This is a genomic window from Acinetobacter sp. YH12126, assembly GCF_013418745.1.
Classification (GTDB): Bacteria; Pseudomonadota; Gammaproteobacteria; order Pseudomonadales; family Moraxellaceae; genus Acinetobacter; species Acinetobacter amyesii.
Window position 1 is genome coordinate 94,986 of sequence record NZ_VPBM01000016.1, and the last position, 16,998, is coordinate 111,983.

Annotated in this window: 13 protein-coding genes; 5 read left to right on the forward strand and 8 right to left on the reverse strand. The window is 36.8% G+C overall.

Annotated features, from left to right (window positions below; translation table 11 throughout):
* Positions 1-183 precede the first annotated feature (183 nt).
* Genes FTU62_RS12265 through FTU62_RS12285 form a run of 5 tightly spaced genes read left to right on the forward strand, consistent with a single transcriptional unit; the run spans position 184 to position 7,914 of the window.
* Positions 184-996 (forward strand): TnsA endonuclease C-terminal domain-containing protein, encoded by an 813-nt coding sequence (locus FTU62_RS12265; RefSeq protein ID WP_104504133.1) that lies wholly within the window; start codon positions 184-186, stop codon positions 994-996.
* On the forward strand, positions 980-3,079 hold the full coding sequence (locus FTU62_RS12270) for a Mu transposase C-terminal domain-containing protein (protein ID WP_180102811.1): 2,100 nt from the start codon (positions 980-982) through the stop codon (positions 3,077-3,079). Before FTU62_RS12265 ends, FTU62_RS12270 begins: the two co-directional genes overlap by 17 nt.
* Positions 3,080-3,093: 14 nt before the next feature.
* Positions 3,094-4,782 carry an AAA family ATPase gene (locus FTU62_RS12275; RefSeq protein WP_180102812.1) on the forward strand — a complete coding sequence of 563 codons (1,689 nt, stop codon included), beginning with the start codon at positions 3,094-3,096 and terminating at the stop codon, positions 4,780-4,782.
* Complete coding sequence (locus FTU62_RS12280; RefSeq protein ID WP_180102813.1) at positions 4,775-6,307, forward strand: TnsD family Tn7-like transposition protein; 1,533 nt, start codon at positions 4,775-4,777, stop codon at positions 6,305-6,307. The genes FTU62_RS12275 and FTU62_RS12280 overlap by 8 nt, the downstream gene beginning before the upstream one ends.
* A gap of 2 nt (positions 6,308-6,309) precedes the next feature.
* A complete protein-coding gene (locus FTU62_RS12285) occupies positions 6,310-7,914 on the forward strand; it encodes a Tn7-like element transposition protein TnsE (RefSeq protein ID WP_180102814.1) in 1,605 nt (534 codons plus the stop codon).
* Between the two features lie 280 nt (positions 7,915-8,194).
* Here the strand turns inward: FTU62_RS12285 and galE are convergent, their stop codons facing one another.
* From galE to FTU62_RS12325, 8 genes are all read right to left on the reverse strand, one after another.
* Entirely contained in the window at positions 8,195-9,220 is a 1,026-nt protein-coding gene (gene galE / locus FTU62_RS12290; RefSeq protein WP_180102815.1) for a UDP-glucose 4-epimerase GalE, read from the reverse strand.
* An 8-nt stretch (positions 9,221-9,228) separates the two neighbouring features.
* A complete protein-coding gene (locus FTU62_RS12295) occupies positions 9,229-11,103 on the reverse strand; it encodes a nucleoside-diphosphate sugar epimerase/dehydratase (RefSeq protein ID WP_180102816.1) in 1,875 nt (624 codons plus the stop codon).
* A 135-nt stretch (positions 11,104-11,238) separates the two neighbouring features.
* Complete coding sequence (locus tag FTU62_RS12300; RefSeq protein WP_180102817.1) at positions 11,239-12,408, reverse strand: DegT/DnrJ/EryC1/StrS aminotransferase family protein; 1,170 nt, start codon at positions 12,406-12,408, stop codon at positions 11,239-11,241.
* A gap of 30 nt (positions 12,409-12,438) precedes the next feature.
* Entirely contained in the window at positions 12,439-13,095 is a 657-nt protein-coding gene (locus FTU62_RS12305) for a NeuD/PglB/VioB family sugar acetyltransferase (protein ID WP_180102818.1), read from the reverse strand.
* On the reverse strand, positions 13,088-13,699 hold the full coding sequence (locus tag FTU62_RS12310; protein WP_180102819.1) for a sugar transferase: 612 nt from the start codon (positions 13,697-13,699) through the stop codon (positions 13,088-13,090). The genes FTU62_RS12305 and FTU62_RS12310 overlap by 8 nt, the downstream gene beginning before the upstream one ends.
* Positions 13,692-14,816: a glycosyltransferase gene (locus FTU62_RS12315; protein WP_131229780.1), complete on the reverse strand. Its 1,125-nt coding sequence runs from the start codon at positions 14,814-14,816 to the stop codon at positions 13,692-13,694. The genes FTU62_RS12310 and FTU62_RS12315 overlap by 8 nt, the downstream gene beginning before the upstream one ends.
* Before the next feature lie 7 nt (positions 14,817-14,823).
* Positions 14,824-15,678, reverse strand: a complete 855-nt coding sequence (locus FTU62_RS12320; protein WP_180102820.1) for a glycosyltransferase family 2 protein — start codon at positions 15,676-15,678, stop codon at positions 14,824-14,826.
* Between the two features lie 54 nt (positions 15,679-15,732).
* On the reverse strand, positions 15,733-16,821 hold the full coding sequence (locus tag FTU62_RS12325; RefSeq protein ID WP_180102821.1) for a glycosyltransferase family 4 protein: 1,089 nt from the start codon (positions 16,819-16,821) through the stop codon (positions 15,733-15,735).
* Positions 16,822-16,998: the final 177 nt, after the last annotated feature.

The window sequence follows — 16,998 nt, forward strand, 5'->3', positions numbered from 1 at the left end:
TTATATATGTTATTGATTTTAAAAAATTAAATAAATTTTAGATCAATAACACTCAATACATAAGAAGAAATAATCATTCATACAGAGTAAAAAAAATTAATATTTTAGAAATAAAGTAGGAAACCATATTGATTAAAATTAAATCAAATGATAGTTTCTAAAAAAAAAGAGATGAGTTCTAGGATGGTTTCAAGACAACAACAATTACGTTGGCTGCAAGAAGGACGTGGTCAGGGGCAATTAGACACATACAAGCCTTTTTTGAATGTCAGAGATAATAAGTCGCTGACTGAAAGATCGAGTCGTGTATATGGTTATAAGACCCAAAGGACTCACCATTTATTTTCTGACTTAGAATTAGCACTATTTTTAGCACTAGATAGAATTCAGGATATTGAAGATATACGGGAGCAAATCCCACTCGATCTTGAAACTACTGTTCAAATTGCTGAAGATCTAAAAATTCCACACCCTATTGAAAAAAATGTCCATCAAATCCTTACCTCAACATTTTTTATCGTCAATCACTCTCCTCTAAAGCCCCCTTGCTTTGTTGTAAAAGCGCTTAAGTCGATACACCTAGATCAAAAAAGGACCATTGCTCAATTAGAACTCGAGAGACGTTATTGGGAGCAAAAAAACATACCTTGGTTTCTCTTTACAGAAAAAGATATTTCATCTACAGCTATAGATAATATTAAATGGCTATATCCCTTGAATAAAGTAAATAATGATATCTACACCTTCTCAAAAATGGATTTCTACCAAAATTATTTTCTTCAAAAACCTGAACTTACACTGATAGAGCTATCAAAATATCTTGATACTCACTACTCAATGGAAGCAGGTGCCTCTCTTCTAGAAATTAGGGAATTGCTTGCTCAGCGCTATTTTCTTTTCGATATCACTAAAGGCTATAGAAAGATTTGTGGTCGTGACATTGAGATCGGAAACATTCAACATTTGGAGAAACTTCGCAATGTTTCAGGTGAATAATGTTTATCAATTAGATCATGTTTTATTTCGGATTCTAAAAATATACCCTCAGTATTTAGTGTGGATGGATATACAGTCTAATAAAGCCTTGCCTGAACTTATCCCAATTTCTGAACTTGAACAACACGTTATCTCTGGTCAAGCCCAACTAGCACATGACCCATTTTCAGATCTCTGTTTACTCTCTGTAGATACAGGATCTATTTACCAGATAAAACGTGATCATAACTTTGCCATAATTAAAAGAATTATTGAGCATGAACGCTTTTATGATCCTAAAGAACGAGCTTATCTAATTGAACAAGTTGTACAACAAAAAATCGCGACTAAACAAACGATTTATCGTCTATTACGATGCTATTGGCAACGTGGTATGACACCTAATGCGCTTATTCCTCAATATTATAATTCTGGTGGAAAAGGGATAAAAAAAACCGTCACTGAAAAAAAATTAGGTCGACCACGTGTTATTTCTGTTGGTACAGGTGCATTAATTGATAAAAGCGTGGAAAAATTATTTAAGAAAGTTATCAATCAATACTTACTCAATGACAAAAAAATTTCCATTAAATACGCTTACCGTAAATTTCTGATACTGTATCAGGAGGAATACCCTGATATACCAAAGACTGAGTATCCTTCTTTTTGGCAATTTAAATATTTTTATGAAAGAGATTTTAGCCGCACTTTTAGGCTTAAAAAGCGTTCTCCTCAAATTCAATATTTGAAAGATAACAGACCTTTATTGTCTACAACAAATTCACAAGTTTCAGGGCCAGGTTCTCGATATCAAATTGACGCAACAATTGCAGATATATATCTCATTTCTGACTCTGATCGCTCATGCATTATTGGTCGGCCAACTGTCTATTTTATGATAGATGAATTTAGTCGTATGGTGACCGGTATGTATGTTGGTCTCGAAAATCCATCATATGTTACGAGCATGCAAGTTCTACGTGTTGCCATGTGTGACAAAGTCAAATATTGTCAAAGTTTTGGCCGTGAAATACGTTCTGAGGATTGGCCTTGCATCGGTTTACCTGAAGCCATTTTAGCAGATCGTGGTGAACTACTCGGTCATCAAATTGAACACCTAGAAAAAAGTTTTGCTATCCGAATTGAAAATGCCCCTGCATATCGAGGTGATCTTAAAGGGATTATCGAGCGATATTTTCGTACCATACAGGCTGACTTTAAACCCTATGCACCAGGTGTTGTACAACCTATTAAAGAAAAGAAACGTGGGGGTAAAGATTATCGGCTAGATGCTACTCTGACTATACATGAGTTTACCAAGATTATACTTAATTCTGTGTTAATGCATAATCAGACGCATGAAATCAGATCTTATGATCGTGATATCGATATGCCGACAGATCTTCCAAATATTCCATTACATCTGTGGAATTGGGGGATCCAAAATAGGACTGGTAAATTAAGAACAGCTTCTGAACGTGCGATCTACATTGCTCTCCTCCCACGGACTGAAGCTACACTGTCGCATTTAGGCCTTAAAGTTTTTGGTGTTTACTATATTTGTAAAGAAATCTTAGAAAATGGTTGGATGCATCGCTCTACATCAATACAGCGCCCACAAAAATTAACCATAGCCTATGATCCGGCTAATGCTGAAAAAATATATGTGTTTTTTTCGCAGCCTAACTCTGAGTATTGGGAAGCACAATTAGCACAACGTTCAAGAGAATTTATAGGCTGTAGTTTTTGGGAAGTTTGGAAAGTTAAGAAGGAGCAAAAGGCTAGCCAGGCAAATTACCATACCTCATTACAAATTGCCCGTGCTGAATTAGAACGTTCAAATGAAGAAATCATTCAAAAAGCCCTTGAATCGACACGACAATCGACCCGAAGCAATGCTGATCGCCTTTCAACCATTAAAGAGAATCGTATAAAGGCACGCGACCAAGAAAGAGAAGTGCTCAAAGAATCAGTGCCTACCTGTAAATCAAATCAAGAACGACCAAGCAATATCGTTTCTTTTTCAAAAGAAAAAGCACACACAGATAACCAGGATCAATACGATCGACCTGCATTTTTTGATCAATTATTCGATGATGATTAAAGTGAGGAAAAAAAATGAAAGTCAACGCCATTTATCAACCGAGCTTTGGTCAATATAGAGGCAATCCACTTATAGAAGCATTGCCGCCAATACGTAATTTCAACGATATTAAAACAGCCTTGAAATGTACAGTAGATATTAGTCCGCTTGAGAAACATGAACCCGGAGTGGTTAGAAGTCATCTGATTTCTCAGCTCATGAATAGTTTTTTTCTGCCTATTTCAAGACACTATTCACTTGAGCAAAAGCTTGGCATTATGATTCGTGATGGATATGTCGCACGTAATCTTGAAAAAGGTGAATTAGCTACTCACCTGCAAAATGGTTACGAACGAATGATGACAGGGGATATCCATGCGTTTCGATTTAAAACAGCACAATCGACTGCCAAGAGTATGTCTTTTATTGGCTGCTCAGGGAGTGGAAAAACCACCACATTAAATCGAATTCTAGCAACATATCCTCAGGTCATTTTTCACGAAAAATATAACTTCACCCAAATTGTCTATCTTAAAATTGACTGTCCACACGATGGATCATTAAAAAGTTTATGCTTACATTTTTTCAGAGCTGTGGATTCTGCAATTGGCTCAGATTATGAAAGAAAATATGCTTTAAAAAGGCATGGTGTTGAAACGCTGATGCATCTAATGAGCCAAATTGCCAATCTTCACGCGATTGGCTTATTAATTATCGATGAAATTCAACATTTGAGCGTTAATAAATCTGGGGGAGAGAAAAAGATGCTTAATTTTTTCGTCACCCTCGTCAATATCATCAGCTTACCTGTTGTAATGGTCGGTACACCAAAAGCACGCCCTATATTTGATGCTGATTTCAGATCAGCTCGAAGAGCAATTGGATTTGGGGCAGTATTATGGGAGCCGATCAAAAATGAAAAAAATAGTGTTTCTCCTCACACTCAGCAAGTGATCAAGTCTGAATGGGTGGGGTTTACAGATACACTTTGGAAATATCAATGGCTGACTAAAGCAGATCTTTCTCTATCTGAAGATATACGGGAATGTTGGTATAAACTATCACAAGGTATACCAGATGTGGTGGTGAAACTGTTTGTATTGGCTCAGATCAGAGCGATCGAGACTGGGGTAGAATGTATTACGATCAGACTGCTAGAAACCACCTACATGCAAGATATGATCCCAATCCATGCCATGATTGAGGCATTACGCAGTGGGGATCCTCAAAGAATTGCACAGTACTCAGACTTAAGTATCCCCGAAGTCGACAAAAAATTACTGTACTTGCAGGAAAAGATTAGACAAGAACATGGCGAGAAAGATGATGTCGATATCTATGATGGAAACTCACAAGCGATTCGTCTGCATCGACTATTGGTTGAATTGGGGTATCAATCAGATCTACTCCCAAACATGATTAAAAGAGCATTTCAGTCTTATCCAAATACAGACATGCAAACTTTGTTGCCTGTGATTATGCAATGGCTCAAAGATGAAAATGACCTCGAAAAAGTCATGGAAAATGATCAGAAAAAAGCGCTCAAATCCCCTCGAAAACCTACCATCAAAGCTGCAGCATGGCATCAGTTAGATAATGCTGACTTACGTTTTCAATACAGTCAAAAAGACCCTCTTCTTTCATTTTATCAACACCTGAAAGATCACACAGGGTATGTAATTGATATTGAGCAATGGCTCAGGGAGAGTCATCAACATGTTTAATTTTCCCACGCCTTATCCTGATGAGTTGATCTACAGTACTGTAGCACGTGCTGGAATACGTTTGGCCCTCAGTAGCCCGAAACAACTCCTTGATGAAGTGTTTCAAAATCGTAAAGTTTCTGCAACGGTAGATCTGCCATGTCATCTTGAAAAAATTTTGCACTGGCTACCCCAAAGACTTTATGATTTAAATCATCTTATTGATAAACACACACTATTCCCAATATATGCTTGCTTTATTCCCGAAGAAAGACGCCAAAACTGCTTACATTTCATGCAAGGAGCATCGCATGGTGCTTTGCACTTAGCTGTAGGACTCAATGCATCAAAAGTTCATATTCCGGAATACTTACGCTACTGTCCTCGATGTTTCGAAGAACAATTACAAAGCTATGGCGAATGGTATTGGTCTAGACTGTGGCAAATTCCAGGTGTTAGTTGCTGTCCTCAACATGGGAAACTCCTCAATAGTAGCGTGCAATATAGACCCGTCCATAAGCATGAATTCAAAGCCGCTTGTTTAGAGAACTGTCCAACACATGCCCAAGAACCCGCCTCCCTAGATGAAATTTTGATTGCACAAAAAGCCATTGAACTTTGTTCACTTACAAACACCCCGTCTGCTAACTTAGCGCAATGGACACTTTTTTATAAAGACCTTGCCTTAAAACATCATATGGTCAAAGGCAAACATCACATAGTACATGAACTCATTTACCAAAAGATTATGCAACGTTGGCCGATGTCATTTCTAATACAGCATGGACTAAGTGATCTGTGTACGGAAAATAGCTGGCTTCATCACATGTTTAGAAAACATCGACGTAGTTTTTCTTACTTAGAACATTTAATCGTGATTGAAGCATTTTACGCTGGGAAGTCTTGGACTTTTCAAGAGATTCTCAAAGCGGTGAAAGCATATTCACATACGCCAACAAGCTTCTGTGACAACACCGTAGGCGAAAAGTTACAACCCACAGTTATCCATACCCAACGTCATTTATGGTTAACTGCTTTAGCACAAACCTCTATTGTGAATGCAAGACGACAAAATACAGCCCTGTATGCTTGGTTATACCGTAATGATAAAAAATGGCTAGTAGAAACCAATGCTCAGAAACAGATGCCATTTATTCCATCTGGAAAAAAAGTCAATTGGAAACAACGTGATTGGGAAGGCGTCAAAACATTACTTCGCTTACACCAACAATTGCTGGAAAACCTTGACTCTCCTCGAAGAACAAGAACCTGGTGGATCAAACAGTTGTCAAGCCCGTCAACCATTGAAAAAAATCTCGCGAGCTTGCCATTGATCACCAAATTTCTAAACACTTACCAAGAAGACACCAGCTGCTATCAAATTCGACGTTTATCACGTGAATTGCTTCTCACCAAACGCAATAATGAATCCATATCCTTATGGGTACTACTGAGAAAAACCGGTTTAACAACAGACAGAATGACTCAGGAAACACAGACCTTCCTTAACCATGTTATACAACACGATCAGCTGATTAAGGTGTAATAATGCTAAAAGACTTTCCTGAAAATACGATTATTCGTTCTATCGGCCCTATTTATAAAGAGCAGAGAAACAAAGCGTGGAAGATTAAACTCCATCTGCAAGAGCTGGCATCGAAAAAACAATATACTCTAGGGTATAGATTCTCAAATATGCATCTTTTTGCACGCCAAAAATGTCTAAATCCAACACCCAATTGTAAATTACTAGAACCCCTCATTTTGACCTATAAAATTGAGCATCTTAGACGTTGGCATAACAGTTGCAACGTCTACAACCGGCAAAACCAAGTATCTCAGGTTATGACAGATGTAGAGCAGCGCTATGAAAATACTTGGGTACATTTACCCAAAATTGAACTGGCACGTGCCTTATTTTTTCATAATGCCTACCTTGCTCGCAATGCACTTCATCCAGAATTTTTAGATCTAGAATTTGCTGTACAGGAAATCTCGAAAGCGCATTACATCATTCATGAATTGGTGCCAAAAAGTTTTCCGGCTGCGCTATATGAGTCTGTTGAAATGCGCAGTGTATTGGCTTGGATTTTAATTAATCGTGAAATTAAAGCCTGCTATAAAAGTATCCATGCTCATTTTATGGCACAAAAATATACAGACCAATCAACAGAACTATGGAACTTTGACTTTAGTTGTCCATCTTTAAAAAACACCGAAATCACTGTAAAAGCTTACTATTCAAAAAAATCGAATCAGATTTATATTAATGAAATTCTCGAAATTAAGCATATACCCTCCAAGCTGCCTGATTTAATTGAATTTTCTAGCACCCGCTTCATCCAAAAACAAAATGAAGTTACCAGTGATAAAGTAAAAGGTGGTTATGGCATTGAAAAAATGCCGGATGAGCCTAAGATCGATGATGTTCAAGAAGCAAACTCTGATAAAGGGATGGTGATTATCAAATCTGAACCCGTCTTGCTTAGTTTTCAGCAACCCATCTGTACAGCAAAACGATATATCAAACGCAAAGGAGCAAATCAACCATATGGAGAAGAACAAGGCATCCTCGATGATCCTGAGGTGGTTGCAACAGATGAACCCTCTATCTTAGGGACCGTTCGCCAAGGTGAATTCATGGGGCTTGCAGAAGATGCTGAATACGCAGAATATTTCAGTAAAGGCTTTGATGCATTTAAACAGGTGATGATAGGTTTAAATGACGCAGAGATTATCAAATTGACATCAGAAGAACCATATTATCATCGACTACCTAAAGTCGGTAAATCACGATTAAATTATCTCATTCATCGAGATCAGCCTCGTTCTTTACTAGAGTTTAGATTTAATTACAAAAAGAGGCCTTTTAGTATCTTTGAAATCGATCTTGATGACCAGGCAAAAAACATTTCTACTCTTTTAATGCAATGGAATTTGCAAACAGAGTATGATGAAAAGATTATCAAAGAGCTGACCACATTAATCATAAAACATTCATTGCGTTGGCCAAAGAAAGAAAAACTTTCAAAATGGGGGATGGTAAAAATGATCAATCACCCTAAGAAGTCGAATTCATCCGTCGAATATACCTTAGATGAGATAAAAATCTGGCGACAGAATATCGCGAGGCATTTATCTTGTTTTGAATAATTGTAGGTAGATGGTGTCCACATGCATTCTACATCTATGAATGTGCTTATATCTTCATGCCGTCGTAAGCACCCGCTCAACACATGTTCTAAATTCCAATCATAAGCCTCAATTGAGTCCCCCGTTAAAAAAATAATGAGGACTCAATTTACAATGACTCATCATCAAACATTCACTATATCTAACACTCAATAAAAAAGACATTCAAAATTCAAAGCTAATCCAAGCTGATATTGATGAACCACCCCAATGATTTAAGTTATTGATCTATGTTTGATACTTATGATGGTTCACGATATCCATTTGGATTGTTTTTTTGCCAATTCCAGCTATCGCGTAACATATCGGATAACCCAAATTTCGGTTGCCAATCTAGCTCGCTGACTGCTTTGCTATTATCTGCAAAACAAGTTGCGATATCACCATCACGCCGTGGCGCAAACTCATAATTGACTTTTACACCATTCACTTGCTCAAAGGCAGCAATGACTTCTAATACCGATACGCCTTTTCCAGTACCAATATTCCACGCATCGCAACCCGTTTGTTTTAAACGATATTGTAGCGCTGCTAAGTGTGCACTGGCTAAGTCAACAACATGAACATAATCACGTACACCCGTGCCATCTATAGTGGCATAATCATTACCAAAAATAGCCAATTTCTCTCTTAAACCTACCACAACTTGGGTCACATATGGCATGAGATTATTAGGAGTCCCTTGCGGATCTTCCCCAATTTGACCACTGTGATGTGCACCTACAGGGTTAAAATAACGTAATAAAGCAATGGACCAACGTGGCTCACTCAATGCTAATTTTTGTAGCAGTTGCTCTACAATCAGTTTGGTATAGCCATAATTATTGGTGGTATTGCCTGTAGGCATGCTTTCATTAAGCGGTGATTGATGCTGCTCACCATACACCGTAGCAGATGAACTAAAGACTAAATTAAATACCTGCGCCTTTTGCATTGCATTCAATAAAGTCACTGAACCTGAAATATTATTGTCAAAATATTCAAGTGGCTTGGTCTGACTCTCACCTACCGCTTTTAAACCAGCAAAATGAATGACTGCATCAATTTGATAGTTATTAAAAATTTGATCAAGCAGATGACTATCGCGAATATCACCCTCAATAAACGTAAGCACTTTATTCGCAAGGCGTTGTACACGATGAAGCGCTTCAATCGAACTATTGGCTAGATTATCTAAGACGACAACTTGATAACCTTGCTCTAAAAGTTGTAGGCAAGTGTGTGAGCCAATATAACCTGCTCCACCTGTAACTAAAATTGTACTCATATTGACCCTTAATTGACTCTAATCTCTTTGCCACGTTGATAACCATCAACATAATGCTCAAGCTGAGTAAGTGCCCATTGAATATCATCGTCTACTGCAGTTAACTGATTTAAACGTTCAAATACAACAAGTAACTCATCTAAAGGATACTGCTTTTCAAATGAACGTAAAATTCGGCTGTGTTCAGTAATTTCGGTATCTTCTTGATCGATCAATAGCTCTTCATAGAGTTTTTCACCCGGACGTAAACCTGAATATTCAATTGCAATATCACCGCTCATACTGCCCTCTTCACGCACTTTTAAACCACTTAAAGCAATCATTTGGCGTGCTAGATCTTGAATACGCACAGGCTCACCCATGTCTAATAAAAATACATCACCGCCCGTACCCAAAGCACCCGCTTGAATCACTAACTGTGATGCTTCAGGAATAGTCATAAAGTAACGCGTGACATCTGGATGTGTCACAGTAATTGGGCCACCTTTGGCAATTTGCTGCTTAAATAATGGCACGACCGAACCTGATGAGCCGAGTACATTACCAAAACGCACAATACTAATTTGCGTTTTTTGTTGTGCCACTGCCATAGCCTGACAATATAGCTCTGCCATACGTTTGGATGCGCCCATGACATTGGTTGGACGCACAGCTTTATCGGTGGAAATGAGTACAAAAGTTTCTACGCCTTTTTTAACCGCAGCATTTACGCTAAATGCCGTACCTACTGAGTTATTTTGTAAACCTGCAATAGGGTTACATTCCACCAAGGGTACATGCTTATAAGCTGCCGCATGATAGACGGTTTGAACACCGTATTGCTCAATGACCCGTTCCAGTTTACTTTCATCCACTACCGAACCTAGAATTGGAATAATTTCACAGCTGGCACTAAGACGTAATTCTTTATCGATACTATATAAAGCAAACTCTGTCAGCTCATAGATAATAAGTTTTACCGGTTGATTTTTAATAATTTGACGACATAGCTCTGAGCCAATGGAGCCTCCTGCCCCTGTAACCATCACGACTTTATCTTTGATATTTTTTTCTAGTAGTTCTGCGACAGGGGGGACTGGATCACGTCCTAGAAGGTCAATAATATCGACTTCCTGAATATCAGAAACTCGAATTTCACCATTGACCAGTTTAGTCAGCCCTGGAATTTCAGTAATTTTTAAATGGGCAGGTTCCAAGAATTTTACAATCTCGCTTTTGCGGATACGTCCCACTGAAGGAAGAGCAATCAGAATTTCATCAATACGTAATTTGGTAAAAGATTTTAATGCAGTTTCTGGCGCATAAACTTGAATTCCCCCAATATTCTGACCGCTCAATGAAGGATTATCATCAATAAACATGACTGGTAAATGTTCATTAGAACGATTTAAAGTTGCTGCAACCTGCTGTCCCGCATAACCTGCACCGTAAATCGCAATCCGTTTTTTCGATACTCCTGCATATAAGTAAGAACGAACAATAAAGCGGATCAATCCCCGACTAAACCAGACCCAGGCAAACATCATGAAGCCAAACATCAAAGGAATAGAAGTAGGAATGAACGCATGTGTGGCATACGCAAGCAAATACAAACCAATGACTGCCAGAACAGTGGCTAGCCCTAATTTAACAATAAAAAATTCATTAAAAGTACGAACAATAAAACGATAAACACCACAAACAAATAAAGCCAATACGGCAATGGCACTTACCCAAATTGTGCCAAAAGGAATATTTGGAACGACTTCTGCACCCAGATCGAATTGACGAATGGCATAGCAAAGCCAGATCAGGACGGGAAATATGCAGAAGTCCAAAATAACTAAAAATGTCTGTTTAGCCGCACGTGGAGATTCAACTAAAGGTAGAATGATAGATTTCACTTGCTGTGTCTTCTCAATAATTATTTATAAATTTTTACCCCATATTAAATATTAGAGAGAATTGAGGTAAAAACTTGGATAAATGTTTAAAGTGTACCTATAAAGATACACTTTACATGATTGAATCCTAGAGAATTATATGCGACTAATCACCTGCTGAATAACATCTTTAGTTGTTTGAATATTATTTTCTGTTAACGTTGGATGCACGAGGAACATTAGACTGGTTTCACCCAGTTTTTGAGCGTTCTTTAAACGTTCTTTCGGACGCCATGGTGTGTCATCAAAAGCATGCTCCAGGTAGACTTCTGAACAAGACCCACTAAAGCATGGTATACCTTCTGCATTAATTTCAGTCATGATTCGGTCACGTGACCAGCCTTCTGGTAAAGCATCAGTATTGACTTGTACATAGCATTTATAGGCAGCATGTACATAATCATCTGATGGGCGATGAACTGTAAAATATGGGCTATCTGCAAATGCAGCAAAAATTTTTTCCATATTTGCATTACGCTGTACTGTCCATTCGGACATCTTTTTCAGTTGGATACGCCCGATCACAGCCTGCATTTCCATCATGCGCCAGTTGGTACCAAACGAATCATGCAACCAACGGAAACCCGGTGGGTGTTGTTTGTTGTAAATACTGTCAAAGTTTTTACCATGGTCTTTATATGACCACATTTTTTTCCACAGACCTTCATCATTAGTAGTGACCATACCACCCTCGCCGCCTGTGGTCATAATTTTGTCTTGGCAAAATGACCATGCTGCAATATGACCAATAGAACCCGCAGATTTACCTTTGTATTTAGCACCATGCGCTTGGGCACAGTCTTCAATCACATAAAGACCTTTTTCTTGCGCCAATTGCATAATTGGATCCATATCACACATCCAACCTGCCAAATGCACACAAATAATGGCTTTGGTATTTGGCGTTAATACTGCTTCAATAGTGCGGCGTGAAATGTTTTGTGAATCCAGCTCTACATCAGCAAAAATTGGATTTGCGCCTGCGGTTACAATTGAACTTGCCGAAGCTAAAAAGGTACGTGAAGTAACAATCACGTCATCACCCGCGCCTACACCTAATGCTTTTAAAGCCACATCTAATGCAACAGTACCATTGGCAAGTGCCACTGCATATTGAGTCTCGGCAAATTGTGCAAACTCTTTTTCAAACTCACGGCACTCTTGTCCCGTCCAATAATTAACTTTATTAGAGAGTAAAACTTGAGATACAGCATTAGCCTCTTGTTGACTAAAGCTTGGCCATGGTTCAAATGCAGTGTTTAACATGATGGTTCCTAAAATATTTAAAAGCTAAATTTATTTTTTCTCTAAAATTCGTGCGGGGTTACCCACAACGGTCACGCCTGCGGGTACGCTTTTGGTCACTACTGCGCCCATACCTACAATGGCGCCTTTACCAATCACTAAAGGTTTGTCTGGCGTGCCTTGTTTAATCACGGCACCAGTACCAATATAGGCATGATCATGAATATGAATATTGCCGTTACATTTTACTCCAGGAGCAAAAGTAACATAGTCGCCAATTACACAATCATGTTCTACATAGCTATATAAATTGGCGTGGAAACACTTCCCAATTTTGATATTAGAAGTAATTGTCACAAATGGGCTTAATGCAGCGCCTGGGGAAATTTCAGCATTATCCATACGCACAACATTATCTGCCTGAACAGTCCATAACTCAATTGCATCTTCTTCAAGTTTTATCGCAATTTTTTCACGAATTTGACTATTGGCAATCGCAATGAGAACTGACTTTCTATCAGCCTTTAGATTTTTAAATGTTGCATAATTTAACGCTCTATGTCCATTAACCGTCATTTCTTCGATCAGACTGTCATCTATAAAATAGATTTCGGCATTTATATTCTGACGCTGTAATTGCTGGCGAGCCACAGGCATCAAGCTTCGGCCACAACCTGAAGCGCCATAGACTGCATAGATTTCAATCATGGAGATTGTCCGTTTTTGTACCGGTAAATTTGCTCATGGTCGCTTCACCCTCGGCACTGATATCATCTTTTGCTAAAACTTTATGTACCGTTTTAAACATGATTTTAAAGTCGAGCCAGATGGATTGATTTTCCACATACCAGGTATCAAGCTTGAACTTTTCTTCCCAACTAATCGCATTACGGCCATTGACCTGTGCATGACCGGTCATACCTGGACGCACATTGTGACGTTTAGCTTGTTCGGCATTATAAAGCGGCAGATATTCCATCAGTAATGGGCGTGGGCCGACAATACTCATATCACCTTTGATTACGTTCCACAGTTCCGGCATTTCGTCCAGACTGGTGGAGCGCAGCATTTGACCAAAAGGCGTTAAACGTTCACTGTCTGGCAATGGGTTACCCTGCTCGTTCACAGCATCTTTCATGGTGCGGAACTTGATCATCTCAAAGGGCTTGCCATGTAAACCGGGACGCACCTGGCGAAACAAGACCGGAGAGCCCAGATTTTTTTTCACTTTGTAAGCCACAAAGGCATAAAGTGGTGAAAGCAGGATCAGGGCGATGGAAGCGATGATAATATCGAGAAGGCGTTTAATCATGAGTTAGTTTACTATCTGAAATTTTTTGATAGAAATTTAAATAGTTATTCCATACTTTCTTCTGCTCAAAATTTTTAATTGCCCAATCTCGAGAATTAGAAAATTGACTTTTAAATTTCTGTGGGTTCTCTACTGCATTTCGTATTGCTTCTGCAATGCTTTCAATATCTTGAAAAGCAAATTTTAATCCGCTTATATTATCCTGCACACTATCTTTTACCCCAGTAACATCATAAGCAAATGTTGGAACATTACAACTCGCAGCTTCTAAAGCTACATTTCCAAATCCTTCTCTATGGCTTAAAAAAAGATGTAAATCAGCATGTTGAAAATAATTCACTGGTTCCGTAGTGTGAGGAATATACTTTACAAAGTCATAATTTTTAAGAATATAATCAAGTTCAAATTGAGATTCTTCATCTTCAACCTTTCCCACCAAAATAAGCTCTAATGGTAAATCCTTAATTAATTCTATTAATTTGGTTAAATCAAAAATTCCTTTGTCATGACAAATACGCCCCATCATAATAATATTAAACTTCTGGTTTACGCGGCTTTCTATAGGATAAAACTTATGTATATCAACTCCATTCGATGATCCCTGATTTAAAATAATAGCTTTAGAAGAAGAAATTATTTTTTCATCCAAATAAACTTGCTTTAATGATTTCGAAATAAACAATACATAATTAGAAAAAGACAGAGATATTTTGTCTAAAAAACTAAAAAACTTTCGCTTTTTACCAGTATAGTTTTCATATACTCGTCCTCTTACTAGTGCAGTGCGATTAGGCTGAAAACTTAGAACACTCGCTAAACTACCCAGCAAAAGAGCTTTAGGAGTAGAATATACAATTAAGTCAAACCTATTAATTAAAAGAAATTTCCATAACATAAATAGGCATTTTATATCGTTAAGTAAATTTGGTTGCCTGGTTAAGGGCATTTTTACAACCTTACCAACCTTACGAGCTTTAAGATTTTCTATTTGCCTTTTATCACCACCACAAACTAAAGTAACATCAAACTCTTTAGTATTATAAAAATATTCAAGTTGCCCTTTGCATAAGGTATTGAAAGAAATAGCATCGGTAATAATGAAACATATTTTTTTCATAAAACACCTAATTATTAAATATATTACTAATTATTGCTTCATGATATTTAATTGTATCCAAGCTTATAGGCTCCTTATTTCTAAGCCTAATAATTTTTTGGAGTAAACCAACATAATCTAATAAATCGACAGCGTAAAACTTTATTCTTGAAGAAATTAATATTTTTAGCTTAGGTTTTTTACAATATTTTTTGTAAACATTTAAACCATCTTTATATGACCTTTTTAGCTTTTCAGCTGTAACTAAACCTTCCTCCCGATAATAATACAGAGCTTCTGGCAACACCGCTAACTTTAAATCATTTTTAGAAATTGCTCTACACCACAATTCAAAATCTTCAGTTCTTGGTAAGCTCTGATCATATTTATTTCTTAAGTACCAATCTCTTTTCGCTAAAATAGATGCATGTACTATTGGGTAATGTCTTTTCACTTCAGAAAAATCTGTATAAATTTCCCTCAAACGACGTATTCCTCTAACTTGGTTTTTATCATTAATTGATACTACCCCGGTTGAAACAAGATCAAACTCTTTATTTTTTTCTAAAAAATCTAATTGAATTTTTAGACGATCAGGATGCATTAAGTCATCTGCATCCATACGTGCAATATATTCATATTGAGATTCTTGAATAATTTGATTTAAACGAGTAGGTAATTTCTTGTTTTTCCCATCAGAAATCACACGAATACGGTGATCTTTCTTAGCAAACTCTTGTGCTATGCTCAAAGACTGATCTGTAGATCCATCATTAACTAGAATTAACTCCCAATCTTGAAACGATTGTTGAATTACAGATTTTATAGCATCAGCTAAAAACAACTCTGCATTATAAAATGGAATACCAATACTAACTTTCATTTAAATTTTGCCATAATAAAAAAATTAATCGATAGAAAAGATTTTAATCTCATATTACATCAATTTATTATTTTTTAATAAATAGGTTTCAACTAAAAAATCAAAATATTGATTGGAAATATTTTCGAAATTTAGTGAATTAGCAACCTCTTTGGCATTAAATCCAACATAGCTTCTTAGTTCTGTATTTTCCATTAACATATTGAGAGTTAGAGAAAAATTTTCAATATCACCTACTTCGATCAGATATCCACTATATCCATGTTTTATTAAATCTTTAGGCCCAGTTACACAATTAAAACTTACACATGGTAAAGAAGCAGACATACCTTCAGCTAGTGCATTTGGAAAACCCTCTGAAATAGAAGTAAAAGCGAAAATTGAAGATCGAGACAGCCATTCATCTACATTTTTAGTGGCACCAATAAATTTAACATTATCCTCTAAATTTAAATTTTTGACTTGTTGTAATAGTTCATTTTTTAGAATTCCATCACCCAAGAATACTAACTTCCAATCATCAATATTTTTACAATTTGCAAAAGCTTCAATTAAATATTTATGTCCTTTTACAGGAATAAGACGACCCACACAAATAATAATATTCTCTTTATTTGCATTTATCGTTGATATATTCCTTACAGGATTAGGTATTACAATTTGATTAATATTTCCAATTTCATCTAGAACAAATTTTTTATAATCTTGAGTTTGTACAATCATCCCATCACAATAAGGATATAGCTTTTTTCTTAAAAAATTATAAAACTTAGACACAAAAGCTTGAGGACTATCCCTTTCAGAAATCACGACTTTACAATTTAAATTTCTAGTAGCTAAAAGAGTCAATAAATTACTCTGTCTAACAAAACTAAGACACAAATCAGGCTTAACAGATTCAATTAATTTTCTTAACTTAATAAGAAGTATAAAAAAATTAAATAGTTTTAATGAGCCACCAGCATTGTAATTAAGTCGATGAATTTTTATATTATCATTAATATGATAAAAATCTTCACTATCCATTAAAACCACAATTTCAAGAGTACATTTTTTTTTTACTATCCAATCATTGGCTAGACCTGACATTACTCTTTCAGCTCCTCCCGAACCCAACGAAGGAATAACCATTAAAACTTTCATTAAAACAACCCTTTTAGCCAACTATTAAAGTTAAAAATCGAATAAAAAATTAAGCCTCTTTCATAAATCAAAAAACGAACAGTCTCTTGCTGATTATTTGTACCGAAGAATTTTAAATATTCATGCATAATCTGCGGATGAAATATATCGATTCAAAGAAGCTTTCTGAAACACAGT

What these genes read in the sequence shown, in the direction of transcription:
- FTU62_RS12265 (WP_104504133.1), top strand. Translation starts at nt 184, where the DNA reads ATGGTTTCAAGACAACAACAATTACGTTGGCTGCAAGAAGGACGTGGT.
- FTU62_RS12270 (WP_180102811.1), top strand. Translation starts at nt 980, where the DNA reads ATGTTTCAGGTGAATAATGTTTATCAATTAGATCATGTTTTATTTCGG.
- FTU62_RS12275 (WP_180102812.1), top strand. Translation starts at nt 3,094, where the DNA reads ATGAAAGTCAACGCCATTTATCAACCGAGCTTTGGTCAATATAGAGGC.
- FTU62_RS12280 (WP_180102813.1), top strand. Translation starts at nt 4,775, where the DNA reads ATGTTTAATTTTCCCACGCCTTATCCTGATGAGTTGATCTACAGTACT.
- FTU62_RS12285 (WP_180102814.1), top strand. Translation starts at nt 6,310, where the DNA reads ATGCTAAAAGACTTTCCTGAAAATACGATTATTCGTTCTATCGGCCCT.
- galE (WP_180102815.1), bottom strand. Translation starts at nt 9,220, where the DNA reads ATGAGTACAATTTTAGTTACAGGTGGAGCAGGTTATATTGGCTCACAC.
- FTU62_RS12300 (WP_180102817.1), bottom strand. Translation starts at nt 12,408, where the DNA reads ATGTTAAACACTGCATTTGAACCATGGCCAAGCTTTAGTCAACAAGAG.
- FTU62_RS12305 (WP_180102818.1), bottom strand. Translation starts at nt 13,095, where the DNA reads ATGATTGAAATCTATGCAGTCTATGGCGCTTCAGGTTGTGGCCGAAGC.
- FTU62_RS12310 (WP_180102819.1), bottom strand. Translation starts at nt 13,699, where the DNA reads ATGATTAAACGCCTTCTCGATATTATCATCGCTTCCATCGCCCTGATC.
- FTU62_RS12315 (WP_131229780.1), bottom strand. Translation starts at nt 14,816, where the DNA reads ATGAAAAAAATATGTTTCATTATTACCGATGCTATTTCTTTCAATACC.
- FTU62_RS12320 (WP_180102820.1), bottom strand. Translation starts at nt 15,678, where the DNA reads ATGAAAGTTAGTATTGGTATTCCATTTTATAATGCAGAGTTGTTTTTA.
- FTU62_RS12325 (WP_180102821.1), bottom strand. Translation starts at nt 16,821, where the DNA reads ATGAAAGTTTTAATGGTTATTCCTTCGTTGGGTTCGGGAGGAGCTGAA.